Annotated in this window: 28 protein-coding genes and 1 pseudogene; 6 read left to right on the top strand and 23 right to left on the bottom strand. The window is 62.7% G+C overall.

What is annotated here, in order from left to right:
* Positions 1-18: 18 nt before the first annotated feature.
* Positions 19-213 carry a hypothetical protein gene (locus ADU59_RS29535; RefSeq protein WP_139093150.1) on the bottom strand — a complete coding sequence of 65 codons (195 nt, stop codon included), beginning with the start codon at positions 211-213 and terminating at the stop codon, positions 19-21.
* 439 nt (positions 214-652) lie between these two features.
* Complete coding sequence (locus ADU59_RS06365; RefSeq protein ID WP_068952861.1) at positions 653-931, bottom strand: hypothetical protein; 279 nt, start codon at positions 929-931, stop codon at positions 653-655.
* 296 nt (positions 932-1,227) lie between these two features.
* Between ADU59_RS06365 and ADU59_RS06360 the strand changes: the two genes are divergently transcribed.
* On the top strand, positions 1,228-2,091 hold the full coding sequence (locus ADU59_RS06360; protein ID WP_068952859.1) for an SH3 domain-containing protein: 864 nt from the start codon (positions 1,228-1,230) through the stop codon (positions 2,089-2,091).
* A gap of 839 nt (positions 2,092-2,930) precedes the next feature.
* The gene (locus ADU59_RS06355) at positions 2,931-3,950 is read left to right on the top strand and encodes a DUF2336 domain-containing protein (protein ID WP_083198148.1); all 1,020 of its coding nucleotides are present in this window, start codon (positions 2,931-2,933) and stop codon (positions 3,948-3,950) included.
* 12 nt (positions 3,951-3,962) lie between these two features.
* Here the strand turns inward: ADU59_RS06355 and ADU59_RS06350 are convergent, their stop codons facing one another.
* From ADU59_RS06350 to ADU59_RS06340, 4 genes and pseudogenes are all read right to left on the bottom strand, one after another.
* Complete coding sequence (locus ADU59_RS06350; RefSeq protein WP_068952857.1) at positions 3,963-4,310, bottom strand: DUF1491 family protein; 348 nt, start codon at positions 4,308-4,310, stop codon at positions 3,963-3,965.
* Between the two features lie 75 nt (positions 4,311-4,385).
* Positions 4,386-4,507 (bottom strand): annotated as a pseudogene (locus ADU59_RS30215) (IS5/IS1182 family transposase); the annotation flags it as partial.
* Positions 4,508-4,875: 368 nt separating this feature from the next.
* A complete protein-coding gene (locus ADU59_RS06345; protein ID WP_068953721.1) occupies positions 4,876-5,868 on the bottom strand; it encodes a peptidoglycan-binding domain-containing protein in 993 nt (330 codons plus the stop codon).
* On the bottom strand, positions 5,840-7,426 hold the full coding sequence (locus ADU59_RS06340) for a sensor histidine kinase (protein ID WP_083198147.1): 1,587 nt from the start codon (positions 7,424-7,426) through the stop codon (positions 5,840-5,842). Before ADU59_RS06340 ends, ADU59_RS06345 begins: the two co-directional genes overlap by 29 nt.
* 572 nt (positions 7,427-7,998) lie before the next feature.
* Between ADU59_RS06340 and ADU59_RS06335 the strand changes: the two genes are divergently transcribed.
* Positions 7,999-8,436 (top strand): DUF5330 domain-containing protein, encoded by a 438-nt coding sequence (locus ADU59_RS06335; RefSeq protein WP_068953720.1) that lies wholly within the window; start codon positions 7,999-8,001, stop codon positions 8,434-8,436.
* Between the two features lie 41 nt (positions 8,437-8,477).
* Here the strand turns inward: ADU59_RS06335 and ADU59_RS06330 are convergent, their stop codons facing one another.
* Positions 8,478-8,798 (bottom strand): type II toxin-antitoxin system RelE/ParE family toxin, encoded by a 321-nt coding sequence (locus tag ADU59_RS06330; RefSeq protein ID WP_068952853.1) that lies wholly within the window; start codon positions 8,796-8,798, stop codon positions 8,478-8,480.
* Positions 8,795-9,022 carry a CopG family ribbon-helix-helix protein gene (locus tag ADU59_RS06325; RefSeq protein WP_083198146.1) on the bottom strand — a complete coding sequence of 76 codons (228 nt, stop codon included), beginning with the start codon at positions 9,020-9,022 and terminating at the stop codon, positions 8,795-8,797. Before ADU59_RS06325 ends, ADU59_RS06330 begins: the two co-directional genes overlap by 4 nt.
* A gap of 233 nt (positions 9,023-9,255) precedes the next feature.
* Between ADU59_RS06325 and ADU59_RS06320 the strand changes: the two genes are divergently transcribed.
* Positions 9,256-9,702, top strand: a complete 447-nt coding sequence (locus ADU59_RS06320; protein ID WP_068953719.1) for a SufE family protein — start codon at positions 9,256-9,258, stop codon at positions 9,700-9,702.
* On the opposite strand, the gene ADU59_RS06315 is transcribed toward ADU59_RS06320, so the two are convergent.
* The 10 genes from ADU59_RS06315 to ADU59_RS06270 form a co-directional block, all read right to left on the bottom strand.
* Positions 9,668-10,546, bottom strand: a complete 879-nt coding sequence (locus ADU59_RS06315) for a DUF6456 domain-containing protein (protein WP_244506362.1) — start codon at positions 10,544-10,546, stop codon at positions 9,668-9,670. The two genes, ADU59_RS06320 and ADU59_RS06315, sit on opposite strands and share 35 nt — an antisense overlap.
* Complete coding sequence (locus tag ADU59_RS31130; protein ID WP_244506361.1) at positions 10,539-11,015, bottom strand: helix-turn-helix domain-containing protein; 477 nt, start codon at positions 11,013-11,015, stop codon at positions 10,539-10,541. Before ADU59_RS31130 ends, ADU59_RS06315 begins: the two co-directional genes overlap by 8 nt.
* Positions 11,016-11,279: 264 nt before the next feature.
* Positions 11,280-11,711, bottom strand: coding sequence for a Ros/MucR family transcriptional regulator (locus tag ADU59_RS06305; protein WP_068952849.1), 432 nt, complete (start codon positions 11,709-11,711; stop codon positions 11,280-11,282).
* Between the two features lie 596 nt (positions 11,712-12,307).
* Entirely contained in the window at positions 12,308-12,670 is a 363-nt protein-coding gene (gene mnhG / locus ADU59_RS06300; protein ID WP_068952847.1) for a monovalent cation/H(+) antiporter subunit G, read from the bottom strand.
* Positions 12,670-13,059: a cation:proton antiporter gene (locus ADU59_RS06295; protein WP_068952845.1), complete on the bottom strand. Its 390-nt coding sequence runs from the start codon at positions 13,057-13,059 to the stop codon at positions 12,670-12,672. Before ADU59_RS06295 ends, mnhG begins: the two co-directional genes overlap by 1 nt.
* On the bottom strand, positions 13,056-13,532 hold the full coding sequence (locus tag ADU59_RS06290) for a Na+/H+ antiporter subunit E (RefSeq protein ID WP_068952843.1): 477 nt from the start codon (positions 13,530-13,532) through the stop codon (positions 13,056-13,058). Before ADU59_RS06290 ends, ADU59_RS06295 begins: the two co-directional genes overlap by 4 nt.
* The gene (locus ADU59_RS06285) at positions 13,529-15,088 is read right to left on the bottom strand and encodes a Na+/H+ antiporter subunit D (protein WP_068952841.1); all 1,560 of its coding nucleotides are present in this window, start codon (positions 15,086-15,088) and stop codon (positions 13,529-13,531) included. The genes ADU59_RS06290 and ADU59_RS06285 overlap by 4 nt, the downstream gene beginning before the upstream one ends.
* A 5-nt stretch (positions 15,089-15,093) precedes the next feature.
* Positions 15,094-15,471 (bottom strand): Na+/H+ antiporter subunit C, encoded by a 378-nt coding sequence (locus ADU59_RS06280; protein WP_068952839.1) that lies wholly within the window; start codon positions 15,469-15,471, stop codon positions 15,094-15,096.
* Positions 15,471-15,890, bottom strand: coding sequence for a Na(+)/H(+) antiporter subunit B (locus ADU59_RS06275; RefSeq protein ID WP_068952837.1), 420 nt, complete (start codon positions 15,888-15,890; stop codon positions 15,471-15,473). The genes ADU59_RS06280 and ADU59_RS06275 overlap by 1 nt, the downstream gene beginning before the upstream one ends.
* Positions 15,887-18,247, bottom strand: a complete 2,361-nt coding sequence (locus tag ADU59_RS06270) for a putative monovalent cation/H+ antiporter subunit A (protein WP_068952835.1) — start codon at positions 18,245-18,247, stop codon at positions 15,887-15,889. The genes ADU59_RS06275 and ADU59_RS06270 overlap by 4 nt, the downstream gene beginning before the upstream one ends.
* A 266-nt stretch (positions 18,248-18,513) precedes the next feature.
* Between ADU59_RS06270 and msrB the strand changes: the two genes are divergently transcribed.
* Positions 18,514-18,921, top strand: coding sequence for a peptide-methionine (R)-S-oxide reductase MsrB (gene msrB, locus ADU59_RS06265; protein ID WP_068952833.1), 408 nt, complete (start codon positions 18,514-18,516; stop codon positions 18,919-18,921).
* A gap of 91 nt (positions 18,922-19,012) precedes the next feature.
* Here the strand turns inward: msrB and ADU59_RS06260 are convergent, their stop codons facing one another.
* From ADU59_RS06260 to ADU59_RS06250, 3 genes are all read right to left on the bottom strand, one after another.
* Complete coding sequence (locus ADU59_RS06260; RefSeq protein ID WP_068952831.1) at positions 19,013-19,297, bottom strand: hypothetical protein; 285 nt, start codon at positions 19,295-19,297, stop codon at positions 19,013-19,015.
* A 268-nt stretch (positions 19,298-19,565) separates the two neighbouring features.
* The gene (gene trhA, locus ADU59_RS06255) at positions 19,566-20,225 is read right to left on the bottom strand and encodes a PAQR family membrane homeostasis protein TrhA (RefSeq protein ID WP_068952829.1); all 660 of its coding nucleotides are present in this window, start codon (positions 20,223-20,225) and stop codon (positions 19,566-19,568) included.
* A 339-nt stretch (positions 20,226-20,564) separates the two neighbouring features.
* Positions 20,565-20,987, bottom strand: coding sequence for a universal stress protein (locus ADU59_RS06250; RefSeq protein WP_068952827.1), 423 nt, complete (start codon positions 20,985-20,987; stop codon positions 20,565-20,567).
* Positions 20,988-21,337: 350 nt separating this feature from the next.
* Here ADU59_RS06250 and ADU59_RS06245 point away from each other — a divergent pair, with 350 nt between their 5' ends.
* On the top strand, positions 21,338-22,201 hold the full coding sequence (locus ADU59_RS06245; protein ID WP_068953716.1) for a VOC family protein: 864 nt from the start codon (positions 21,338-21,340) through the stop codon (positions 22,199-22,201).
* A gap of 26 nt (positions 22,202-22,227) precedes the next feature.
* Here the strand turns inward: ADU59_RS06245 and aztD are convergent, their stop codons facing one another.
* Positions 22,228-23,457 (bottom strand): zinc metallochaperone AztD, encoded by a 1,230-nt coding sequence (gene aztD, locus ADU59_RS06240; protein WP_068952825.1) that lies wholly within the window; start codon positions 23,455-23,457, stop codon positions 22,228-22,230.
* Positions 23,458-23,665: 208 nt separating this feature from the next.
* Positions 23,666-24,928 (bottom strand): RNA polymerase sigma factor, encoded by a 1,263-nt coding sequence (locus ADU59_RS06235; protein WP_068952823.1) that lies wholly within the window; start codon positions 24,926-24,928, stop codon positions 23,666-23,668.
* Between the last annotated feature and the right edge of the window lie 20 nt (positions 24,929-24,948).

Genomic DNA, 24,948 nt, shown 5'->3' with positions numbered 1-24,948 from the left:
CCTGGTCCAATCAATCTGTCAGTGTTTCTTGGCTTTGTCCTGAGCGGGGCCGCGAGCGGGTTTTGCCGGCGCGTCGCCCGGATGACCGTCCAGCCGCTCGTAGCGGATGCCGGTAAACAGCAGGATCACGGCCTTGCCCGGCGCCATCGGCCCCATGGACGGTTTTGGCGGTGCCCGCGTGAGGCGGTCCTCTAATCTGATAACCTCTGCCATGCTCGTCTCCAAAACGTGGTTGAGACGGATGAACGACCGTAACGATTTCACCCTGCCCGTTCTACGGGCTGGCGCATCCCCGGCATTTCCGCCCCGGGACATCTGCGCCTTTCTCGTTTACTCCTTCTTCCGGAACCCCCGGATTTTCATGCCAGTCATTTCAGGCCAGTCATTTCATACCAGTTCGGCTCATACCAGTTCGGCAAGCGGCCATTCCCGGCCTGAACCGCCGGAGCGCTGGCCATCCGCCCCTTCCGTTCGATTGAGCCATACGATAGTTAACAGCCCATTAATGATCGCGTCGATTTTCCCGATTAGGTTGTATTTTGAGAAAATCTCCCGTCAAATCATCTCCATCAAACCACGATAGATCAGCACCGCCGCCCGCGCAGTTCCGGATGGAACAGGTCCAAACGGAAGCGCGCAAGCTGTTGAAAGATCAGCGCCGCGCAAGCAGGCCGACCACGAAGGATACGCCGGCAATCGCCAGCAATGTCGAAACAGGCTCGTCACGAATGCGATCGCGCAGACGTTCGGTCAGCACTTCGGCTTCCGATGTCACGACAGCCTTGGCGCTTGTGCCGATGGCGGACACGGATTCCGTCAGCCGGGCAATCTCCGCCCGCAGTTCGGCAATCTGGCTGTCGAGATCGGCCTTCGCCGTGCTTGCCTCGGTTTCCGCCTCGTTCGGCACGGTTGCGAATTTCTTTTCGACCATAATTCAGAGCTCCTTTTTGCAATCCCTCATCAACGCACTAGCCTGGCTTTGGTTCCCCCTTCGACGGTTGCGGATCACCGCCACCGGCAATTTTTCATGCCCGGTTTTATCGGCCATGCGGCGTTCAGGCGGTCATGTGGATGCCTGTGGAACAAAGCGGGCCTCCTTCGCGTTTACGCCGCGGAACAGACGTGTCTGAGACATGACGTCATCTCAAAAAAGACACAAAAACAACGGTGTGTGTACAATAGGGCGCTGATCCCAAGACGCGCCGGAAGAACAGGGATGAACCACTCATGACGATACCGCGACGATATTCACTCAAGTCCGCGCTGCTGGCGATCGCCGCAGCCGCGGCGTTTCTGTTGCCGGCCGCCGCGCAGGCGGCCGAAGGTTTTTCCACCGCCAATGTCAACATGCGCTCGGGCCCCAGCACGCGCTACCCGGCGGTCACCGTCATTCCGGTCGGCACGCCGCTCGAAATTCACGGCTGCCTTGCCGATCTTCCCTGGTGCGACGTTTCCTTCTACGACGGCCGCGGCTGGGTCGCCGGGCGCTATGTCCAGGCGCAGTACCAGCAGCGCCGCGTCTATGTGGAGCCGGAGTATTACCGCCCGCTCGGCATTCCCATGGTGACCTTCGAAATCGGCAACTATTGGGAGCGCAATTACCGCAACCGCGATTTCTATGGCCAGCGTGACTATTACCGCCGCGACCGCGACAGGGACCGGGTCTTTGTGCCGGATCGCCGCCCCGGCCGCGATTACAATACGTTCGACCGTCCCCGCCGCAACAATGACGATGGCGTCTTCATCGAACGCCCACGCCGCGATCGTGACCGCGACCGTGAACGCATCGAGCGCCGCCGCGACAACATGGACCGGCAGTTCCGCAACGATCAGGACAACCGGCGCGACCGGGATCGCGAGCGGATCGAACGCCGCAACCGCGCCGGCGATCAGGGGTTTGAACGCCCCAATCGCGACCGCAACAACGACAACCGGCGCATCGAAAGACGCGACAATGATCGTATGAACAACGGTGATCGCTCGAACAATCGCGACCGTCCGAACGCGGGCCGCAACCGTGACGGCAACGACGGAAACCGGGATCAGAACCGCCGTCCGCGTTGCCTTCCGGGCTCCGACAACTGCACCTGATCCGGCCTCTTGCAGGAACGGATTTGACAGGACGGGCGGCGCAATGCCGCCCGTTTTCGTTTGCTGACAAACCCTGAAAGCGGCGGCTTGACGACAGCGGCATCCCATTCTCCGTCTTCCTCTCCTCGGGTTTAACCCGAGGACTTGTGGCGGGGATCCAGCGACCCGACGTCCGTCGGGTCAAAAGACCTTTTAGCCCAAGGACTTGGGCTGGCTGGATCCCTGTGACAAGCACAGGGATGACGGAGGTTTTGGTTGTCCCTTACCCCCCAATGACCTCCCAATAATGAGAAGATAACTTTGTCATCAGTCTGGCGCGCAGCGCGATGGCCACCCGTGTTTTCCACACCAGAAACCGATACAACCGCCACCTCCCCGCCTGACGCCGCCGACGCCCGCCGTCCGATATCAGCGGGACTTCAAAGGCCCCTTGTCGGCCGAAAAAAGCCGATCCGCCCGCCGGCTGCGGAAAGAACCTGTGCAAAAGCGGCTTGTATCACCGCGAAACACATCCTGGCTGCCCGGGTAAACGGATTGTTAACCACGTCGCCCTACTCTGACATGATCATTCAGCCATGATCGGCAGGGTCGACATCGCCATCGCCGGTACCAATGTTTTCAGCGCTTTAGCGCTCCTGACAGCGGCGCCATCAGCGGCGTTCGGCGATGTGCCCTCCGAGCTTTGCCTGAAATTTCGATACCCCTTCGGATGACCGGTACAACCCGGGTGTCCGAAATCGGGAATGTGGGCGTTTTGCGTGTGAGTGGGTGTATCCGTGGCGGACCGGTTTCGTGAGTTGGAAAGACCGCAGACAGGGCGGCTGAAGGATGTCGTCCTGATGGCGACCGTCACCGGTTTCGAAGGTTTGCGCCATCCCCGCAAAACCGACCTCAAGCAATTTTCCGAACTGTTCGAACCGCTGTTTTCCGCCTCCAGCGACGAGGCCCGCCGGCAGGCCGCCGCCGCCCTTTCCCAGTGTCAGCATGTGCCGCAATCGGTGGCGCTGCGGATCGGCGAGGCGCCGATCTCGATTGCCGCGATTTTCCTCACCCGCTCGGCCGCGATCGACGACGCAACGCTGCTGCAGATCATCCGCACCCAGAGCCCCGCGCACGCCACTGCCATTGCCCGGCGCGAAAACCTGTCCGTGCATCTGGTCGATGCGCTTGTCGAGCGCCGCCAGACGGCCGTCGCACCGGAAAAGGCCGCCCTGCCCGCGCCAGTAGCGCCCGCCCCGCAACAGCGCCCGACCGAGACCGCCGCCGAGGACATGACCACCGCCAAGCTGCTGCGCGAGGAAAAACTGCGCAGCGATCTGAAATCGCTGGCCCGCACCTCCCGACAGGTGCCGCCGGCCGGTCAGGCGCCACCGGCCGAACCGGTCATCGAGCCCGTCCATGCGCTGCATGCGGCGCTTCTGGTCCGCTTTGCCCGGTCCGGCGAGGCCAATCTCTTCGCCGCCAGCCTTGCCGCCGCCCTCTCCTCCAGCCTCGAGCTTGGCGAGCGCATCCTGCTCGACATTTCCGGCCAGCAGCTGGCCACGGCGCTGACGGCGATGGAGATGCCGCCGGCCGACAGCCTCTTCATCCTTTCGGCGCTCTATCCCGACCTTGCCGAACGCCTCGGCGGCGCCACGCGCGGCGATGCGCTGCTGGCCGCCCTCACCCCGCAGGCAAGCCGCGCCCGCGTTCAGTCCTGGCTGCAGGCGGAACAGGACGACAAGGCCGGCACGCGCACGCACCAGCCCTATCTGGCCCCGGATCGCAGCAACGATCCACGCCAGAGCCCCCAGCGGCAGGAGACGGCACGCAGCGCCAAGGATATCACGCAGAAACCGGCTTACGGCCGGACACACTGAGATCTGAAAGACTTAGCTGTCTTTTTCGGCCGCGACCTCGAACAGATCGCCGCGGGCATCGACCTCGATCTCCACCACCCAGCAATCCGGATCGAAGCGGATTTCGCGGGCAACCGCCTGATCGACCGCTTCGCCATCGACACCTTCGAGCCGGATCTCGAACAGCCGGCCGGGCGCCGGATCGTCGAAGAAACTCTGCGGCGCCGGGGCATAGAAGGTTTCGGTGCCGAGCCGCGAGCGCTGGCGAATGAAGATGGCGCCGGCCTCTTCGGCCCCCTTGCGCAGCACGGCCGCATAACCGCCCAGGCCAAAGACCCGGCGAACGAGGGCGGAAACGAAGATATCGGATTTCAGGCGCATGAACGGCTGATACACCGGGCGGGGCCGGGGCGCAAATCGCAAGCGGGAGGCAGGTATCGGACAGTCTTGTGACGATCGCCTCGGTCTAGGCCGACAAGGCGACATCAATCCCCATTCCCGGCCCGTCAGGTCACTTGCATACCGTATTGCAGGTCGGGCATATTGCTGAAGGGGAAATCTGTCCAACCCGTTGTGATCTACGCACTTCCTAAACAGATGAAAAGAATTGCAACTGGCTGAATTGAAATAAAAGGATACCCGCTTGAAAATAATTCGCTTTATATATTTTTCATTCGGGCTTTTGATATTTTATCTGGCCGCAACGACGGATCTTTACAAATACGGTATAGCTACGGCAATTCTCTTCTCAATCGGAATTGTAATCCTCAATATTCTGATCGCAAGAAGACGTTGAGGAGAATGAGCTTTGACATAGCCGTTGGGCTATCCCAAAGCATTGAGTGAGACGCCAAACCGGCCCAGCCCATTGCGATCTCCAGTCGCCTAAGAAAACAAGCAGAATCACAACTGGCTGACTTCACTCAACTCTTTTTCGGTCGGGCTCTCAGAGCGCGCCGATTTCCTTCATCTTCTTCAGCACCTTGTCGCTCGGCTGGCCGGTTTCGGGCAGGCGGTAGTGCTTTTCGAAATGGCGGATGGCCGAGCGGGTCTGTTCGCCGGCCACGCCGTCGATCGACACGTCACTATAGGCCAGATTGCTCAGCCCCTTCTGGATGTTCATCACCAGTTCGCTGGAGGCGGGAATATCGGCTTTCGGGATGTACTGTGGATCGATCTCGGCGTTGCGGATCGCCGCCGCCACCGGGTCGAGTTCGCCCTTGCCGCCCTTGATGTTTTCATAGGGCCGCTGGGCGGGCTTTGCCGCGGCCAGCGTGCCGGTCCGCTGATTGTTGCCCTGCTGGCTATTGCCCTGCGGCCTTGCCGTACCCTGCAGGGCGGCCAGCAGCGCATCGCTCGGCGATCCGGTTTCCGGCCGGCCCGCCTGTTTTTCGAAGCGCAGGATCGCGGCCGATGTCTTCGGGCCGGTCTTGCCGTCGGCGGGGCCGTCATAGAGGCCGCGCCGCGCCAGTTCCTTCTGGATGCCGGTCACCAGGGCCGTGCCCGTCACCGGCGGCGTTGCCGGCTGGCTTTCGGCCAGTTCGGGCACCGGTTGTGCTTCTGGCTGCTCGGTGCTTGCCGTCTGCGCCTCCGGCTCCTGCTCCTCCTCGCGCTGGATGACGAAGGTCGTCACCTTGCGCGGCGACAGGCTGTCGGCCTCCTCGGCGGCACCGAGCCGGGCGGCTTGCGGATCGGTAAACGGCAGGCGGGTGCGCAGGAACGGCGACGGATGCGCGCCATGCTGATACCACATGGCATTTCCCGCGACGAAGCTGAAAACGACGGCAAACGCAACCGAGCCGCCGAAGCTGCGCGGGTTGCGCGACGCGATACGGCCGGCAAAGGCAAGACCGCGCATCGCAAGGCCGACGGTCACAAGACCGGGGCCGCGCTGCGCTTTCTTTTTCTTCTCAGGCTGTTTTCGCTTGCGAGCCGTCATGGCCTGCACCCCCGTTCATTCCACTGGTGTTCGCCCGGCCCGTCTCCGCATGGGCCTGATCGTTTGTCTTTTCCCGAGTACGCTCCTTCAGGCGCGGAGGAAACTCCACCATTGTCTGTTCCACTGATTCCTGCTCGCCGGCAGCACGGATGCCCGAGCCGTCGAGCGGGATCGTCACCGTAATGACCGTTCCCTCGCCGGCGCGGCTGCGGATCTCGAACCGGCCGCCATGCAGCGCCACCAACCCCTTGACCAGCGACAGGCCGAGACCGGTCCCCTCGTATTTGCGGGTATAGTCGTTGTGGATCTGCACGAAAGGCTCGCCCAGCGTCGCCAGCTTGTTTTCGGCGATGCCGATGCCGGTATCGCTGATGATCAAGTCGAGATCGTGGCCTGTCACTTCCGCATCGATGGTCACCAGCCCGCCCGGATCGGTGAACTTGATGGCATTGCCGACGAGGTTGATCAGGATCTGCTGGATGGCGCGCTGATCGGCATTGACCTCGCCGACAGTGCGCATGATCCGGCTGGTCAGCTGCACGCCCTTTTCGCGCGCCTGCAGGCTCAGCATCGCTTCGCAGGCATTGACCACATCGGCCACCCGGAACGGCTCCGGGATCAGCTCGTAGCGGCCGGCCTCAATCTTGCTCATGTCCAGCATGGTGTTGACCACCGACAGAAGATGGGCGCCCGACTGGTTGATCAGCGAGACATATTCGCGCTGGCGGTCGTTTTCGAGCTTGCCGAAATATTCGCCGGAGAGGATGTCAGAAAAGCCGAGAATGGCGTTGAGCGGCGTGCGCAGCTCATGGCTGACGGCGGCGAGAAACCGGGTCTTGGCATCGTTGGCCGATTCGGCCAGCTTCGTCTTGTAGGCGGCTTCCGCGCGCAACCGCGCCTCTTCCGAAACATCGCGCGACTGGACGAGAATGGAAAGTTCTCCGTCGATTTCGCCAAGCGCGGTCATCTCGCAGCGCATATGGACGAACTGCTCGCCTTCGGCAAAGACGTTGGGCCGTTCCATGCGGATATCGATGGTTGCCTGGCGGCTGCCCTGCCGCAGAAGGTCGATCGCCTGCAGGAAGAGGATGCGGTCGGACACGTGGATCTGCTCGATGAAGCCGCGGCCGCCCGGATTGCGCATCCAGCCGAGATAGGATTCCGCATCGCGGCCGTAAACGGCGGTGACCGAGCCCCTGATGTCATGGAGGGTGACCAGACCGGCGAAGCAATCATAATGGCGCGCGCCGTTGCCGTCAGAAACTGCCGGGGCGCCTGCGACGGGCAAAACCGTCTTGCGGTTGCGCATATAGGCAATGCCGCCGACCGTCGTCATCAGCGCGGCAGCGGCGACAAGGGCGGCACCGACCGGCAGCGCCAGCGACACCGGCAAGGCAAGGGAAAGAGCCAGAGGCACCGTCGGGAAGGCAACCAGGGCCGTGGCGGCGACGGCGCGCACGACGGCGAACTCGCGGCTTGCCTCCGGCTCGCCCGCCACCGGGCGGGGCAACCACAGGCGCGCGACGTCATCCACGCGGGACGCCATCCTGCCAGCCATGTTACGCAATACGCTCAACGCTTAACCCTGTACGCTCGTTCTTTTTCCAGAACCCGTCATGGTCCCGCCTTTATATGGAAGCGCCTATCCAGAGGGCCAAGCAGGCCTTTTTGGGACAAGTGCGTCGCATATCCGAATTTCGCACCGGCGGCTTAATGAAAGGATAAATGAAATTGCCACAAATCCGGTGAAACCGTCCGAAAATCCCATTCCGGGACAAATCCCCGGGGCTTTGTCTTTTGTGGTTAATGGGGCGTAAGCGACGGATTTCAGGCGGTTTTTGCCGGCGCGTTAACCTTTGTGGCAGCGCCACCCCACTCCGAAACCCGCGTTTGCGGCCCCGCCGCGTCCCGGTCTGCCTTGAACCTTAATGGCATCCGTTAAAATACGCTGCAAATGCCATTCAAATGCCGATAATTCCAATTTTATGAAAAGACAGTGCAAATGCCATCGGTTTTGGCAAAGGCATGTTCCGAATCCGCGTCTAAGGTGTGATGACAAGGCGCCAAGGGAGCGAACCCGGCAGAGACCGGACGCAGGTTTGAGCGCCTGACCAAAGGATGGGCAAGACAATGTGGTTTCTGATCAAGGGAACATTCTGGTTTTCGCTGGTGCTGGTGCTCTTGCCGTTTCTCGATCCGTCGAGCAGCTCGACACTCGAAAAAGGCCCGAAAGTCGATGTCGGCGACACCGTGTCGGCCGCGACCGAGGCCTTCGGCTATATCAGCGCCCTCTGCACCGAGAAGCCGGATGTCTGCATCAAGGGCACGGAGACCTTCGTGGCACTTGGCCACCGGGCCCGTGAAGGCGCCCGCATCGCCTATCTGTTTCTCGACCAGCAGTTCGCCGAACCGAGCGACGCCGTAACGACCGGAACGGTCGCTGCCACGGAGCAGCCCGCCGTCGACGTCACGGCTGCCGAGCAGGTTTCTGCACAGGCCGAACCGCTCTTCAACAAGATCCCCGTACCGGAAAAACGCCTCGAGCCGAAGGCCGCGGTTGCGCGATAGACGGTTGATGGAATGCAAGACCGGCCGGAGCCCATCCGCCGCTAATTTTCCACAGCTTCGAAATCGAAGTCATCATCGAGCCGATCCGGCGGGCGCTGGCGCCCATGGCGAACAGCGAGAACCTCGATCACATCGCCCCTGATTTCGTAGTCGATCAGATAATCACCCATCACGAACCTGAAAACACCGGGGACCGGCAGTTCGTCGCTCGCCTGCCCAAGTTTGGGAAACCGGGCCAGATTGAGTTTCAGACGTTTCAGGTTGTCGCTGAAGCTTTGCGCCGCCAGAACGCTTCGCTCTCGCAGATAGGACGCCTCGGACTTTACATAGGACCGGGCATCGGGCGAGAACCGAATCCTCAAGCAGCAGCACCCTTGACGATGGCCTCGACCTCGGCGGCGACGTCATCCAGGTCAAAAGCGTCCCCTGCGGCCATCTCCTTGCGTGCTTTTGCAATGTCGAGAATTTCCTTGCCTTCCGCGGCAAGATACGATTTCAGCGCCCGCACAAACACCCAGCTGCGCGACCGCTCGCAAACCGCGGCAATTTCCTCGATTTCGACTAGGACATCCAAGGGCAGCCGCATTGTGAGAGGATCCGATAGATCTCGCTGACTGGGCATGATTTTCTCCTGAATTTGTAATACAGATTAATTCAGTACGCCGCGAACGTCAAACCATTGCCCAAACCACAATACACTTGCCCCCCCCCAACCTCGCCGGACAGAAACGTCTTCCAATCCCTTCCCGACCATCGATACGGCAAGGTTTTGTTGGAAAACCGCTTCACACCTTTCGGCATCGCGCCTATATGAACGCCATGAACCAGACCCACACACCGGCGATCACGCCGCTTGCCGAGATCATCGACAATTGCGCCTATCTGGACGATTGGCAGGACCGGATGAGCTATGTCATCGAGCTTGGCCGCAAGCTGCCGGACATGCCGGAAGACAAGCGCACATCGGAAAACAAGGTGCAGGGATGCGCCAGCCAGGTCTGGCTGGTTACCCATACGAGCGATGCCGTGAGCGACCCGATCCTCACCTTCGAGGGCGAATCGGATGCCCATATCGTGCGCGGCCTCGTTGCCATCGTGCTGTCGATCTTTTCCGGCCAGCACGCCTCCGACATCATCAAGACCGATGCGATCGACCTGTTCGACCGGATGGGCCTGATCGAATACCTGACCGCCCAGCGGGCCAACGGCCTGCGCTCGATGGTCAAGCGCATCAAGGACGAGGCTGCCCGGCAGCTGTCGGAATAGCCGTCGTCACCAGACCGCTGCCATCCGGCCGGTAACCTTCCGCTCCCCAGGCATGGCTTTGCCGCGTTGCCCCGCGCGGCGGCGGCGCATAGTGGCGGGCCAGCGCCATCAGGGCGGTGCGCAGCATCAGCTTGGCGGAGCGCGCCGGCCATTGCCGCTCCCGCTCGACAATCTCCAGTCCCTTCTGAAAGCAGCAGACGTCGAGCGCGACGCCGCAGAGTTCCGGCCCGATCGCCTCCATCGCTTTGCCGACCCGCAGGCGCGCGGCAAGCGCCGTGTCGCAGAGATCGGCGGTGCCGCCCGCCCTGCCCTTCGTTTTCGCCGACAGGCGCGGCTCGTAGCTCATGGTGAGGCGCGGCTGCAAGTGCGCCCGGGTGAAATCCGCATGCAGCCGTTCGCCGGCCGCAATCGCCTCGGGCGGCAGGAGGGCTGCGCCGGACTTCTCCTTCAGGCGGGCAGCAGCACCCAGCGGCGATTCCAGCCGGTTGACCCGGACGGTTTCGCGGATGCCCTCGACGACGACGGTACGGTTTTCGATATCACGGTGCTGCGCCTGAAACGCCTCTTCGGGTGCCAGAAGGGCGCGGCGCAGGAAGGCCGGCGCCTGCGCCGTTGCCCGAACGCCGCCCGCATCCGAAACGACGAGCCCCAGCGAGCAGGCCCGCTCGAACGTGCCCTGCGCGACCTGCCGCGATGGCCCGACCCCGCCGGGGCACAGAAGCACACCCGTTTGCGCCAGTTGCAGCCGGACCGGGGCATGGCTGGCGACATAGCGGACAAGACGGACGATGTCCTTATGGGCGGCATTCCCCGCCGCGTTACCTGTCATCGCCGCGTCACGCATGCTCGCGCCCTCCCGGTGCCCCGAAGACGGAGGTGACGACGCGCTCGAGCGAGGTGAGGAAATCGTCGAAGGCCGGATCGTCGCGGCGGTCCTCGACGACATTGCAGGCGTGGCCGACGGTCGTGCGGTCGCGGCCGAAGGAATAGCCGATATCGGTCAGCGAAATCTGCAGGACCACATGGCAGACATACATGGAGATCTGCCTGACATGGCAGTTGATACGGCGGCGGTCGCGCCGGAGCGGCACGCGCTCTCCCACCAGCATCACCATTTCCGCCGTGACCTGGCGCACGACACGGCAGCGCAGATGGGCGGCCACCGGCAGGACCGGCCCCCACGGCTCGTCCGGGCTGCCGGAGGCGAGTGGCGGTTTGGGCGGCAGCACGGACTTTGGCCGCCGCCCGCGGGCAGCGGGCGGCCGGGGCTTTTTCCGGGACGAATGCAGATACAATGTTCTGATGATTTGCATGAACACACTCCTTAAAATAGGAATTAATTCATACACCCTAGTGCAAATGCGGGGATAAAGAAAAGGCCGGCCTCGCAACCTTTCCTTGTTTTCTCGGCGTTTTTGCGAATTCTCCGGAATAAAATAGGTATATTTTCCTCATTCCGGAAACGGCATCAATTCCGGCAACGGGCATCGGACAACAAAAAACCGGCCTGACAATGCCAGGCCGGTTTTGATGTTTCATAGCTGGAACCCAGCCGTAGCTTATACCAAATCCCGGTATTACTTGGCGCGGCGCTTGCGGCGCTGGCCGAGGCCCATTTCCTTGGCCAGGCGCGAACGCGCTTCGGCATAGGCCGGAGCCACCATCGGATAGTCGGACGGCAGGTCCCACTTCTCGCGATAATCTTCCGGCGACAGGCTGTGATGTGTCATCAGGTGGCGCTTCAGCGACTTGAAGGTACCGCCGCATTCCAAACAGGTGATCTGGTCATCCTGGACCGACTTGCGGACAGAAACGGCCGGCTTCGGCTTTTCAACCACGACAGCGACCGGAGCCGGGCTGCTGGTATTGTTCAAGGCAGCATGGACGTCGCCGATCAGCGTCGAGAGTTCGGCAACCGGGACGACGTGATTGCTGACATAGGCAGCGACAATCTCTGCGGTGAGTTCAACCAGAAGATCGTGGCCCGAGCCAAGCGGTAGATCCGTCATTCTTTCTTTCTCCTATCGGAATTCGTCAAACATGCCCGCGACGGGTTTATCGCGAGCACAACCAAGACATGCTGAGAAAGTGTCCGAAAACCGTGGTTTAACGCCGAACCTGAAGGATTTACCCCCGATCACAACCGAAAACCGCGACAACCTTGTAATACTCCCAATTCCAGGGCCGGAATCTGTTGCCAAAGCGCTGGACGGATCCGGCACTTCAAAGCAACAATCAACAATCACAACCCATGCTGGAATCTCAGATCGAAGTAAAATAGAAACGGACACTTTGCCTTTACTCGATTAACATTGATCGAACAAAAGTCCAATAATATTTTATGCGAGATCTAGCCTATTGATCTTGATAGGCGGGGGAAACCGCCGTGTCGGCGGAAACATTACGATACGTCTACCGGAAAACGCTGCACTGCGCTGGAAGTCGGCGACAGTCTACTTCGAACATCCGGAAATGCTTCCGCAAACAGAAGCATCGAGCCTTCAACAGTACGCTTCCTGCCGTCTCACGACAGCTGGCCGGTTTCGTGCGAACCGCTCGGCGGCATGCTTTACGGCAGAATGCGTTCGATTAAAGGCACGGCGCGCTAAATATTGCCGGATTTCTGCTTTGACTGTGGCAATTGGTCGGTGACGGACAGATTGCTGAGCTTGTAGCCCGCCTGATGCGCGGCCTTGGCAAGGAGATGGGCCGAAATCGGCGCCGTCAGCACGAAGAAGGCAAAACCGGCCAGCGCCCGCAGCAGGATGGCCCCATCGAGCGCATGGAGACCGGCGGCGAGCAGCAGCAGGCCCGAGCCGATCGTGCCCGCCTTGGAGGCCGCATGCATGCGCGTGTAGAGATCGGGAAAGCGCAGGATCCCGAGCGCTGCCAGCAGGCTGAAGAGCGAGCCGAGCACCAGGAGGACGCTGACGGCAATGGCGGTGAGCATATCGACATCATCGGCCATCACCGGGCTCCCTTGTGCTTGCGGCGTGCAGGCTTGTCGCGGCTAGGCTTGCCGCGATTGGGCTTTGGCGCTGCCGGCACATCCTGTCCTGCCCCCTTCTGCGTTTCCGGCGACAGTCCGCGCGCCAGAATGAAGCGGGCGAAGGCGACGGTTGCCAGAAAACCGACGAGGCCGAGCGCGATGGCGATATCAATATAGAGGGTGTAGCCGCTGCGGATGGCGATGACGGCGATGAAGCCGATGGCGACAGCCACCAGCATGTCGAGACCGAGCACCCGGTCGGGCAACGTTGGGCCGCGCAGTATCCGCACGACCGTCAACAGCAGGCCGAGCGACAGGACAATCAGCGCGAAGGCGGTGGAAAACGAGAGAAGGACGGATGCGCTCATAGCGGAAAAGCCTCGCGGATGCGGCGCTCGAAGCCGCTGGAGATCGCCCGCTTTTCGGCGGCCGGATCATGGCAGTCGAGCGCGTGCACGTAGAGCGTCTTGCGATCCTCCGACACATCGACCGACAGCGTGCCCGGCGTCAGCGTGATCAGGTTGGCCAGAAGCGTGATCTCGAAATCGCGCGTCAGCGTCAGCGGAAAAGCGAAGATGCCGGGCTTCAGCCGCATGTCTGGCTTGAGAACCATGATCGCCACCTTGATCGCCGAGAGCGCGAGTTCCTTGACGAACAGGCCCACCAGCAACAGAAGCTTGACCGGGCGGACCCGGTGCAGGCTGGCCGGGAGGTGTTCGCGCACCAGCCACAGCGACAGTGCCCCGGCGGCAAAACCGAGCAGGAGATTGTGGATGCTGAAGCTGCCGGAAACGGCGGCCCAGATCAGGGTCAGCATCAGGTTGACGGCAATGAACGTCATGGCGCGCTCCCCGCCGGAAAGACGGAATTCAGATAGGCCGACGGCGCATCGAGCGTCAAGGCGGCGGTCTTGATCAGGGCCAGCAGGGTTTCGGGGAAAAGACCGATGAGGACGCTCAGCGCCGTCATTACCAGCAGCGGCAACAGGGCCGTGACCGGCAAGGCCGCCTGCTGCACGGCTTGACCTTCCGGCGCGGGCCGCCAGTAGGCGAGCAGGAACACCCGGCCGGTGGCGATCATCGTCAGGAAGCCGGTGAGCAGCAGGGCGCCCGCCAGCCAGCCGGCACCGCTGTCGAGCGCTGCCTTGACCAGCATCACCTTCGGCCAGAAGCCGGAGAACGGCGGCAGGCCGGAGACCGAGAAGAACAGCATCAGCGACAGCGCGGCAAACAGCGCATGCCCCCGGTAAAGCCCGCCGAGGGTGCTCAGCGAAAAACCGCCACCGAGCCGGGCGGCAAGCCCGACCGCCAGATAGAGCGCGGTCATCACCAGCATGGAATGCAGCGCATAGAAGATCGCGCCGCCGATGGCATCCGCCCCGCCGATGGCAATACCGGCCAGCATGGCGCCGATGCCGGAGATGACGAGATAGCCGAGCAGGCGGCGGGTATCGGTCTGCGCCAGGCTCCCAAGTGCGCCGGTCAGCATGGTCAGTGCGGCAACGATGGCGATGACGAGGCTCAACTGCTCGCGCGCAAACGGAAACAGCATGACGCAGACGCGGATCAGCGCATAGATGCCGACCTTGGTGAGCAGGCCGGCAAACAGCGCGGAGACGACGATGCGCGGCGTGTGATAGGAGGCGGGCAGCCAGAAATTCACCGGGAAGGCCGCCGCCTTCATCGCGAAGGCGAGAATGTAGAGGCCCGTCAGCGTCACCAGCGGCGCGGTGTCGCGCAGGCCCGGTGCCTTGCGGGCGATATCGGCCATGTTGAGCGTGCCGAAGATGCCGTAGAGATAGCCGGTGGCGATCAGGAACAGCGTGGTGGCGACCAGGTTGAGGAAGCCGTATTTCACCGCCCCGTCGATCTGCTCGCGCTCGCTGCCGAGCACCAGCAGCCCGAAGGACGAGATCAGCAGCACCTCGAACCAGACATAGAGATTGAAGATATCGCCGGTCAGGAAGGCGCCGCTGACGCCCGCCATCAACAGCATCAGGAAGGGATAGAAGCCATAGCGCCGGCCGCTGGCATTGATATCGTCGATGGCAGCGACAGCGCCTGCGAGCGCCACGACCGCGGCGGTGAGAGCAAACAGCGCGCCGGTCAGGTCGACCGTGAAGGCGATGCCGAAGGGCGGCAGCCAGCGGCCCATGACCATCGTCACCGGGCCGTTTCCGGCCACATGCCACAACAGCGCGGCATCGAGCCCGACGAGAACGGCAAGGGCGGCCACGGCGATCAGCGGGTGGAGCCATCCCCTGTGGCGGACCATCATCAGCACGGCGCCAATGCCGATGCACCACGCGACCGGCAGGATCACCAGCCAGTCGAGTGCTGCCACCGGCTGGAGGACCAGCGCTGCGGAGAGATCGGCGGGAGAGGAGGAAGCGGCCATGTCTGTCAGTATCCAAGCGGCGGCAGCCGGGCATCGTCCGGCTCGGCCACGCGCATCGCGTCGGTGTTGTCGGTTCCAAGGCCGCTATAGGCCCGCCAGGAGAGCACCAGCAGGAAGGCGAAGAACGAGAAGGAAATGACGATTGCCGTCAGGATCAGTGCCTGCGGCAGCGGATTGGCGGTCGGCCCGGCGGGCACGTCGAGCCCGGCACCGATGACCGGCGGCACCTCGCGCAGGATGCGGCCGCTGGTGAAGATCAGCAGATTGACGGCATTGCCGAGAATGGCGACGCCGAGCAGCATGCGGATGATGAATTTCGACAGCAGCAGATAGACGGCGACCGCGAGGAAAATACCGGTGAGAACGGCGAAAACCGGTTCCATCAATCCTCTCCCCTTTCCTCGAGCGACAGGGCGATGGAGGTGACCGCGCCGACGACGACCAGATAGACGCCGATATCGAAGGTCATGACGCTCGACAGCGGCACCTCCTCGCCCAGAATCACCGGATAGGCCCAGAGCCCGGACATGAACGGCACATGGAACAGCATCGACAGCAGGCCCGACAGCGTTGCCAGCAGCAGCCCCGCCCCCGATATCGCCAGCGGATGAAAGACGATCGCCCGGCGCACGGTTTCGACGCCAAAGGCAATGCCGTAGATCGACAAGGCGGCAACGGCGATCAGCCCGCCGATGAAGCCGCCGCCCGGCTCGTTATGGCCGCGCAGAAGCACGAAGATCGAAAACAGCAGCATGACGCCGACGATCGGCGGGGCGGCGGTGCGCAAGATCAGCGATTTCATCGGCCGGCCTCCTCCGTGTCCGGATCATTGTCGGCGATGCGCCGCATCGAGCCAGCCCGCAGCCGCACCAGCGACAGCACGGCGAGGCCTGCGATCATCACCACGGCGATCTCGCCCAGCGTATCGGTGCCGCGGAAATCGACGATGATGACGTTCACGACATTGCCGCCATGGGCGATGGTCTTCGAATACTGGTTGAAGAAATCGGTGAGCGCGGTGTTGAACGGCCCTTGCGTCACCTTGAGCAGCAGCAACGTGACGCCGAGCCCGCAGGCAAGCGCGATGGCCGCATCCGGCAGGGTCTGGCGCAGCGGGCGGCGGTCGGACGGCGACAGCCGCAGCCGCGTCATCACCAGCGCCAGGATGACGACGGCCAGCGTTTCGATCATGAACTGGGTGAAGGCGAGGTCCGGTGCCCCATAGAGCAGGAAGATGACCGCGACCGAGAAACCCTGGATACCCAGCGAGACGATCGCCGTCAGCCGGTCCTTGGCGAGAAGAACCGCGACAAGCCCGATCACCGCAATGGCCATGATGGCGAGTTCATGCAGCGGAATGGACGGGAAGATCGGCGGCCGGGCCAGCTCGCCGAACAGGAACGGCGGCACCAGCAGGACGACGGCCACCATCACGAAGGTCATGGTCATATAGGTGTCGAGCCTGCCGTTCTGCAGCCGCCGCGTCACGGCAAAGGACAGGCGAAGCAGGCCGCGGATTGCTTGGTCGAAACCACGATCCGGCCCCCAGCCGATGGCCGTGAGAACCGCTGCGATACCGGCCCGAAGGCGCGCAAGACCGAGATAGAAACCGATACCGGCAGCGACGGTGAGCGCCGAGAGGGCGAGCGGCACGCCGAGATGCGGTTCGAGCGATAGGGTGACGGTGCGCGCTTCGCCGGCAATCGCCGAAGCCATCGGCGACGAGATCAGCGCATGGACGGTGCCCGACAGCACGGCGGCGGCAAGTCCGGCAAGCGCCAGCACGGCGGGGCCAAGCCAGAGCAGCAGCGGCGCTTCATGCGCATGCTTCGGGGTCGCGACGGGTTGTCCGATAAACGGCTTCAGCGCCACGGCAAAGGCGATGGCGAACATCAGGGCATTGCCGATAACGGCAAGCGCTGCAAAGGCGATCGAACGCGGATCGAAGACCGAGAGTGCGGCATAAACCTCCTCCTTGGCGAGGAAGCCGAAGAACGGCGGCAGGCCGCCCATCGAGATTGCGGCGGCCTGCGCGATCGCGAAGGTCAGCGGCATCGCCGAGCGCAGGCCACCCAGCCGGGTGACGTCGCGCGTGCCCGTTTCGTGATCGATGACGCCGGCGACCATGAACAGCGCGCCCTTGAACAGCGAATGCGCCACGAGATAAAGCACCGCCGCCTCGATCGCGTAAGGCGCGCCAAAGCCGGTCAGCATTACCAGAAGGCCGAGCGACGACATCGTCGTATAGGCGAGCATCAGCTTGAGGTCGGTCTGGCGCACCGCCAGCAGCGCACCGATGAGAAGGGTTGCCGCGCCGAACACCGGCAGGATGATCTGCCATTCCACCGTTCCGCCGAGCACGGGGTTGAGCCGCATCAGCAGGTAGACGCCGGCCTTCACCATGGTGGCCGAATGCAGATAGGCGGACACCGGCGTCGGCGCTTCCATGGCGTTCGGCAGCCAGAAATGGAATGGGAACTGCGCCGATTTGGTAAAGGCGCCGCCAAGCACGAGGATCAGGGCGGCAAGATAGAGCGGGCTGGCCTTGACCAGCGGGCCGAGCGACGCCAGGCCTGAAAACTGGGCGACGCCGGAGATATTCCACAGCACGATCAGACCGGCGAGCAGGAACAGGCCGCCGCCGCCGGTGACGACCAACGCCTGGAACGCCGCACGGCGGGCCGCTTCACGCTGATGATCGAAGCCGATCAGCAGGAAGGAGGTGATCGAGGTCAGCTCCCAGAAGACGAACAGCATCAGGAAACTGTCGGAAGCCACCAGCCCGAGCATCGAGCCCATGAACATCAGCAGGAACGAGAAGAACCGGCCCTGATGCGGATGGCCCTTGAGGTAACCGCCGGCATAAAGCACGATCAGCGCGCCGATGCCGGAAATCAACAGGATGAAGGTCAACGACAGCCCGTCGATCAGCCAGGAAAAGCGGACATCGAAAGACGGCACCCAGGCATAGCCGCCGGTGACGGTGCCGCCGTTGGCGATCTCAGCCGAAAACCCGGTAAAATGCAGGAAGACCGCAACGGGAATGAGGGCCAGCACCCAGGCGGCGTTGTGGCCGAGCGCCCGTGTCAGCCAGGGGGCGACAAGCGCGCCCAGGAAAGGAAGGCAGAGGGCCAGAAATGTCAGATCGGTGACATTCATCGGTCCGGTCGTTCCTTTCTCATGTTGCAGCAGCGCAAAACGGGCCTGCCAGCGGCCGATGCCGTGGCTGTTCTTCGGGATAAGCCAAGCGACAGGTAAACTCAAGGTTGGGCAAGGATATACAGATTATAGGGAGCCATCCCAGGCTCAGGACGGCGGCTTCCGCCACGACAGGCTAATTTGATATCGAAAGGCTCCGGGGCTCAAACGGCGATTGCCGGATGCCGAACTCCTTCCTATATCTGCTGAAACTCGAGGAGAGACCGATGAACGACACCAGCACCTTGAAAGTGATCAAGACCGATGCGGAATGGCGCGAACAGCTGACGCCGGACCAGTACCGCATCACCCGCCAGCACGGCACCGAGCGCGCCTTTTCCAGCCCGGATTTCGATCTCAGCAAGAAGGGTGTCTATCACTGCGTCTGCTGCAACCGGCCGCTCTATCGCTCACAGGCAAAGTTCAATTCCGGCACCGGCTGGCCGAGCTTCTACGAGCCGATTTCCAGTGACGCGGTGGTGAAGCATCACGACAACTCCTACGGCATGAGCCGGACGGAAATCCGCTGTGCCGATTGCGATGCGCATCTCGGCCATGTCTTTCCCGACGGTCCGCCGCCGACCGGCCTGCGCTACTGCATGAACGGCGTCGCGCTGACATTCGAGCAGGAATGATTGGCGAGCAGGAATGATTGGCGAGCCGGCATAAGCGGGCGAACAGAATGATGCCGGCCGGGCGCGGACAGGACACCGCGCCGGCGGCCATTCAGGATGGCTGATGGGTGCTTTCGATCACCGTCTCCGGCGCCTGCGGCGTGCCGAAGACATGGGTAAACAGGGCGTAGACACAGAGCGCCAGCACGATCAGCGCCATCAGCGGCACGAAGGCGAAGACAAGGATGATCGACCAGTTGCGGCCAGACGTCTCCGCCGCATCGGCCTCGCTCCACAGGGGAACGCCCCTGTCGTCGACGCCATAATCCCCACGCCCACCGGAATCCTGACGCCGGCTTGTGCCGTTGCGGCTTGCGGAATTGCCTTGCTCTGACATTCTTCCTCCATCCCGGCGTTGTTTTTCCACCGTTTGACCCAGCATAGCGATTTTTTCGAGGGCGTGTCAAAATTGCTAATAGTTCGTTAACGGGTTGAAACGCGGGAAGCGATGCTCTCTGTGGTTATGTACGGCAAGCTGTCAGCAGGAGATGCTCTTGAGAAACGCTGCGACCTGCGAAAGGATGCAGGCGGGCGCCGCCGGGGGCTGCGCGAAACGGATACCGCCGGCCACAACGGCACCCCGTCGCGTTCGAAAAATCAGGCGGTCAGGTCGTGGCGCTACTGATGCAGGCGAGAACGGCGGAATAGTGGACGGCAGCGGCGGTGACGACGAAGCCGTGCCAGATGGCGTTCTGGTAGCGCAGCTTTTCCCATACATGGAAGATCACGCCGCAGGAATAGATGACGCCGCCGATCACGATCAGCACCAGTGTCGTTTCCGTCAGCTCCGACAGCAGCGGACCGGCGGCAAAGACGCCGCTCCAGCCCATGGCGAGATAGAGCAGGATCGCCAGCTTGTCGAACCGGCCGGGAAAGACGCATTTGATCAGCACGCCGACAATGGCGATCGACCAGATGCCGATCAGCATGCCGAACAGATAGGGATCGTCCCAGCCGCGCTGCAGGAAGGGCGTATAGGTGGCGGCGATCAGCACGAAGATCGAGGAATGGTCGAACCGGCGCAGGAACCATTTGGTGCGCGATACCGGATAGAGATTGTAGAGGAAGGAGATCGACAGCGTCGCCACCAGCCCGGCGCCGTAGATCCAGGCGGCCACCAGCTGTCCCGACGTGCTCCAGACGCTGGCATAGAAGATCAGCGCGGTGACGCCGATCAGCGCGAAGGCAAGACCGACCCCATGAACGACGCCATCGGCGATCAGTTCAGAGCGATCGTAATTCCACTTGATGCCCTTGATCTCCAAGACAGCCTCTCGATGCTTCACTTCAATTCCGGCCCGGCGGCGCTTGCCGGCAGACCCGCCGCAGTCTGCCGGCAACGTGGAGCTACGGCAAGCCTCAGAGGCACGGCAATTTGACACAGGGTTAAGGGCGGAAACAGGGCCGCAAAAATAAAGAATTGCGACAGACTGACATTTCGCCTGAGAACGATGCAAAACGGTGTGTTTCAGCACGGCGTTCAAGCGGGTCATGGGCCGTTCGCCACGGCAATATGGCCGTGGCCGCGAGACGGCCCTGCCGCCACGGCGCGGCAGAGACACGGTGGGGCCCGGCCCGAACGCATCGCCGGCTGATTGGCCGTATCAGCGGTCGATCAGCACCGCACATTTGCAATGGCTGGCGACACGGCTGGCGGTCGAGCCGATGAAATAGTCGATCAGCCCCGGCCGGTGCGAGGCGATGATCACCAGATCGCCGTTTACCTCCTCGGCAAAGGCGTTGATCACGCCCGCCGCCCCGCCGATGCGGATTTCGACATGGCCGTTGATGCCATGTTTTTCCATCAGGTCGGTCAGCGTCTTCTTGGCATGCGCACGCGAGGCCTCGATCATTTCCAGCGGAAAATCGACGATCATATAGCCTTGCGCATAGGCGTTCAGATCCTCGACGACATTGAGAAGAATAATCTCGCCGCCGTCGTCGAGCAGCGACTGGGCGCGCTCCAGCACTTTCTCGCCGTGCTCCAGCTGGTCCATGGCAATCGGGACGATGATTTTCGAATACATGACGGTCTCCTCGGGTTCGCCACGCCAGCCAGGAGGCGGGATATTCCGCCACGGGGGCCGTTGTCTTCACCAACCCTCGCTGTCTTGCGTGGCTTGATACAATATAGGTATGCCGATGGAAAAGTCACAGCCTGCCATGCCGCGTGCACACGATTGTCAACGAAGGGAGAACAGTACATCCTCAATACGGCACCTACCGTGAACGCCACACGCGCGTCATATAGGTTGGCAACAGCATTCAACGGGAGCGCGCCATGACCGGCCTCGACAGACGCACGTTCATGAAGTTTTCGGCAACGGCCCTGGTGACCGGAGCCGCAGCGACCACAGCCAAGGCAGAAAGCCCTGATATGACCGAGCAAGCCGCCACCCACGCCATCCGCATGCCCGCCTATGTCGATCACTCGCATCTGGTGGTGCGCGACCTGCCGATGGTCTCATCGTGGTACCAGACGATCATGGGGCTTTCGCCGATCGAAAAGACGGCAAGCGGCGAAACACTCGGCGTTGCCGGCCGGCCGCTTCTGACGCTGACGACGGAAGGCAATGCCGCGACTGCGCCGCGCAACGCGCCGGGCCTGTTCCACACGGCATTTCTGGTTCCCGACCGCACCGAGCTTGGCCGCTGGCTGGCCCATATCGCCCATAACAACGTGCCTTTGCAGGGCGCCTCCGACCATCTGGTCTCGGAAGCGATCTATCTCGGCGACCCCGAAGGCAACGGCATCGAGGTCTATCGCGACCGGCCGCGCGCCGAATGGAAATATGTCGATGACGGCATGATCAAGATGGCGACGCTGCCGCTCGACCTGCAGGCGCTGTACGACGAAGCCCCGAAGGACAAGTGGGAGCGCATGGCCGACGGCACCGCGATCGGCCATATCCATCTGCAGGTTTCGGATATCCCGCAGGCCAACGCCTTCTTCGGCGATGTGCTGGGGCTCGACCTGATGGCCACCTATCCCGGCGCCAGCTTCTTTGCGTCCGGCAAGTACCATCACCATGTCGGCGCCAATATCTGGAATTCGCGCGGCGCCCCGAAGCGGCAGGCCAACATGACCGGCCTTGCCGATTATACCGTGCATTTCAACGATCCGGCCAAGCTGCAGAAGGCCATCGCCAAACTCGACGAGCTGGAAATCCCGGTGACGCGCAATGGCGAGATCGTGTCCCTGATTGACCCATGGGGCATCGGCCTGAAACTGGCGGCGTAGAGCATCCACGCCGCCAGCATACAAGATTAGTGCGTTGCCCCGGAGCCGCCGACGGCGACGATGGCAAAGGGCTGGCCTTCGACGGGGATCGTCGCGGTCTCGGCAAAGGTGCCGCTGTCGATCATGCGGACAAGGCTGTGGCGCGGGTCGGTGATGGCGATGCGATCGCCGGCAACCGCCAGCCGTGGGCGCGGATCGCGCCAATGTCCGTCCTTGCTGTAGGGCTCGGTGACAGCCACTGAGCGGGTGATTTCGCCGCTGACCGTATCGAGCAGATGCAGCTTGCCGTCCTCGGTAAGGATATAGGCGTTGCGGGCATTGGCCGGATCGAGGATGAAATCGACGCGGCGGGTGGGCAGATCGATGAGATGGTAGGGTGTGGCGCTATCCGGATCGATCAGCACGACCTTGTCCTCGCCGTAATTGCCGAGAAAGAACTGCATGGACCTGCCGCCGAGCAGGGTGGAGACCTTGCCGTCCGGCAGATCATCGCCATAGGCGATCATCTCAAGCTTCGGCCCGTCGATGCCGCCCGGCCGGACAACCAGAACCCCCTCCTGGCAGCCGAAGGCGACAAGCCGCGCCGATGTCGCTTCGCCATGCAGCCCCGTGCAGGGGGCGATATCGCCGATCTGCCGGCCTGCCCTGTCCACCACGCGCAGGCCAAGCCGGGGCGGAAGCTCGTCCGGCTTCACCTCGGCCTCCATATTGGGCACGGAAACCAGAATGTTCCTGCCCATCGGCACCGCCACGCCATGATGCGGCGCTGTCGTATCGATGCTGGCGGCATCGCCCTTGCCGTCAAGCAGCGCGCTCTCCTGGAAGAGATCGGTCTTGCCGCCGCGATCGTAGAAGATGGCCACATCGTCGCCATGGGTCACGACATGGCCCGGCTTCCTGCCATTGATCATACCGGGCAGCAGTTTCGGCTCGGACACCTCGATATCGCGGTGCTCGCCATGATCGGAAAGGACGATGCCGGAGGAAATCACCTGCACCGTGTCCTTGTCCCCCTGCACGGCAAACACCGTCTTGCCGGTATCGCTGAGCGAGAGCGCGGCAAAGCCGGCGAGATCGAACCGGCCGAGCTCGCTGCCGCTGGCCGCATCCAGCGCCCGCACCACCGGCCGGGTATGATCGGCGACGAACAGCCGCCATGTTTCCGTATGGTCATCGGCGAAGGCTGGAAGGGGCGATAGCGCCGTCAGCGCCAGAAGGACGGCAATCTGCATCGGCTTGCCAAGATGGATCGACATGAAGTTCTCCTGCGGAATTAAATGTAATAACGTTACGTTTGTTATAAAGTTACGTTTTCCTTGTCCACCCTGAAAATGCGCATCGGCGGTTGCGGATCATGGGTTTCCACAGCGGCGCACGGTTCGAGGGTGCGCAGACGCGGATCAGGCTGAAACGATGGAGTTGATGGGCGTGCCACTCACAGGCAGGCGGGTTCCGTAAATACGATCAACCGCCGCAGGCCGCTGCCCGCTTGAGAAGGAAAGCCTTTTCGGGGCCATTGCGGCTGAGCGTGGCGGCCTGCTCGAAGGCGACACGGGCTTCGGCAAGGCGGCCCGCCCGGAACAGGAAATCCCCCCTCGCCGCCGGCAATGGCGCATAGCCCGCCAGGGCTCCCGCCGGATCGATCCCGTCCAGCAGCGTCAGGCCGGCCTCGGGACCGAAGGCCATGCTGTAAGCGACGGCGCGGTTGAGATCGACGACTGGCGACGGCATGACCGCGCGCAGTCTGTCATAGAGCGCCGCCATCTTCGTCCAGTCCGTTTCCTGCGCCCTGCGTGCCCGCGCGTGGCAGGCGGCCAGCGCTGCCTGAAGCGCATAGGGGCCGTCGGCGCCGCCCAGGGTGTCGGCGCGCTCAAGTGCTGCCAGCCCCCTCCGGATCAGCAGCTGGTCCCAGCGGGCGCGGTTCTGTTCGGTGAGCGGGACTGGCGAGCCGTCCGGGGCGACGCGGGCATTGAGCCGCGAGGCCTGGATTTCCATCAGCGCCAGCAGGCCGAACACCTCGGGCTCGCCGGGCAGCAGGCCGGCGAGGATACGGCCCAGCCGCTGCGCCTCGGCGCACAAGGCCGGGCGGATCAGGTCTTCGCCGGCGGTGGCCGCATAGCCCTCGTTGAAGATCAGGTAGATCACTTCCAGCACCGAGGCGAGGCGTTGCTGCCGCTCCGGCCCGCGCGGCACTTCATAGGCAAGCCCGGCCCTGCCAAGGGTTTTCTTCGCTCGGACGATACGCTGGGCAATGGTCGTTTCGCTGGACAGGAAGGCCCGGGCGATCTCGTCCGTCGTCAACCCGCCGATCAGCCGCAGGGTGAGTGCCGCGCGCGCCTCGGGCGACAGGACCGGGTGGCAGGCGGTGAAGATCAGGCCCAAAAGCTCGTCGCCAAGGTCGTCGTCCAGCGCCGCCTCGATAGCCTCGACGGGGTTTTCGCCCGCGTCTTCGAGGTCCCGGCCGATCTCGGCATGCTTGCGCGCCAGCATCTTTTTACGGCGGAACCCGTCGATGGCCCGGCGCTTGGCCGCCGCCATCAGCCAGGCGCCGGGATTGTTCGGAACCCCGGTCTTCGGCCATTCGGACAGGGCCGTGACGAGCGCGTCCTGCGCCAGCTCTTCGGCCAACCCGACATCCCGAACCATCCGGGCAAGGCCGCCGATGAGCCTTGCCTGTTCGATCCGGAAAACCGTCTCGATTGCCTGATGGGTGCCGGTTGCCGCCATGCTTCCCGATTATGGGAGGA

Source organism: Pararhizobium polonicum (assembly GCF_001687365.1).
GTDB classification, from domain to species: Bacteria; Pseudomonadota; Alphaproteobacteria; order Rhizobiales; family Rhizobiaceae; genus Pararhizobium; species Pararhizobium polonicum.
Note: the sequence above shows the minus strand (reverse complement) of the source record. Positions and strands in the feature narration are given on the sequence as shown.

Coding starts and splice junctions, on each gene's coding strand:
- ADU59_RS29535 (WP_139093150.1), bottom strand. CDS start 213: ATGGCAGAGGTTATCAGATTAGAGGACCGCCTCACGCGGGCACCGCCA.
- ADU59_RS06365 (WP_068952861.1), bottom strand. CDS start 931: ATGGTCGAAAAGAAATTCGCAACCGTGCCGAACGAGGCGGAAACCGAG.
- ADU59_RS06360 (WP_068952859.1), top strand. CDS start 1,228: ATGACGATACCGCGACGATATTCACTCAAGTCCGCGCTGCTGGCGATC.
- ADU59_RS06355 (WP_083198148.1), top strand. CDS start 2,931: ATGGCGACCGTCACCGGTTTCGAAGGTTTGCGCCATCCCCGCAAAACC.
- ADU59_RS06350 (WP_068952857.1), bottom strand. CDS start 4,310: ATGCGCCTGAAATCCGATATCTTCGTTTCCGCCCTCGTTCGCCGGGTC.
- ADU59_RS06345 (WP_068953721.1), bottom strand. CDS start 5,868: ATGACGGCTCGCAAGCGAAAACAGCCTGAGAAGAAAAAGAAAGCGCAG.
- ADU59_RS06340 (WP_083198147.1), bottom strand. CDS start 7,426: ATGGCTGGCAGGATGGCGTCCCGCGTGGATGACGTCGCGCGCCTGTGG.
- ADU59_RS06335 (WP_068953720.1), top strand. CDS start 7,999: ATGTGGTTTCTGATCAAGGGAACATTCTGGTTTTCGCTGGTGCTGGTG.
- ADU59_RS06325 (WP_083198146.1), bottom strand. CDS start 9,022: ATGCGGCTGCCCTTGGATGTCCTAGTCGAAATCGAGGAAATTGCCGCG.
- ADU59_RS06320 (WP_068953719.1), top strand. CDS start 9,256: ATGAACCAGACCCACACACCGGCGATCACGCCGCTTGCCGAGATCATC.
- ADU59_RS06315 (WP_244506362.1), bottom strand. CDS start 10,546: ATGCGTGACGCGGCGATGACAGGTAACGCGGCGGGGAATGCCGCCCAT.
- ADU59_RS31130 (WP_244506361.1), bottom strand. CDS start 11,015: ATGCAAATCATCAGAACATTGTATCTGCATTCGTCCCGGAAAAAGCCC.
- ADU59_RS06305 (WP_068952849.1), bottom strand. CDS start 11,711: ATGACGGATCTACCGCTTGGCTCGGGCCACGATCTTCTGGTTGAACTC.
- mnhG (WP_068952847.1), bottom strand. CDS start 12,670: ATGGCCGATGATGTCGATATGCTCACCGCCATTGCCGTCAGCGTCCTC.
- ADU59_RS06295 (WP_068952845.1), bottom strand. CDS start 13,059: ATGAGCGCATCCGTCCTTCTCTCGTTTTCCACCGCCTTCGCGCTGATT.
- ADU59_RS06290 (WP_068952843.1), bottom strand. CDS start 13,532: ATGACGTTCATTGCCGTCAACCTGATGCTGACCCTGATCTGGGCCGCC.
- ADU59_RS06285 (WP_068952841.1), bottom strand. CDS start 15,088: ATGGCCGCTTCCTCCTCTCCCGCCGATCTCTCCGCAGCGCTGGTCCTC.
- ADU59_RS06280 (WP_068952839.1), bottom strand. CDS start 15,471: ATGGAACCGGTTTTCGCCGTTCTCACCGGTATTTTCCTCGCGGTCGCC.
- ADU59_RS06275 (WP_068952837.1), bottom strand. CDS start 15,890: ATGAAATCGCTGATCTTGCGCACCGCCGCCCCGCCGATCGTCGGCGTC.
- ADU59_RS06270 (WP_068952835.1), bottom strand. CDS start 18,247: ATGAATGTCACCGATCTGACATTTCTGGCCCTCTGCCTTCCTTTCCTG.
- msrB (WP_068952833.1), top strand. CDS start 18,514: ATGAACGACACCAGCACCTTGAAAGTGATCAAGACCGATGCGGAATGG.
- ADU59_RS06260 (WP_068952831.1), bottom strand. CDS start 19,297: ATGTCAGAGCAAGGCAATTCCGCAAGCCGCAACGGCACAAGCCGGCGT.
- ADU59_RS06250 (WP_068952827.1), bottom strand. CDS start 20,987: ATGTATTCGAAAATCATCGTCCCGATTGCCATGGACCAGCTGGAGCAC.
- ADU59_RS06245 (WP_068953716.1), top strand. CDS start 21,338: ATGACCGAGCAAGCCGCCACCCACGCCATCCGCATGCCCGCCTATGTC.
- aztD (WP_068952825.1), bottom strand. CDS start 23,457: ATGTCGATCCATCTTGGCAAGCCGATGCAGATTGCCGTCCTTCTGGCG.
- ADU59_RS06235 (WP_068952823.1), bottom strand. CDS start 24,928: ATGGCGGCAACCGGCACCCATCAGGCAATCGAGACGGTTTTCCGGATC.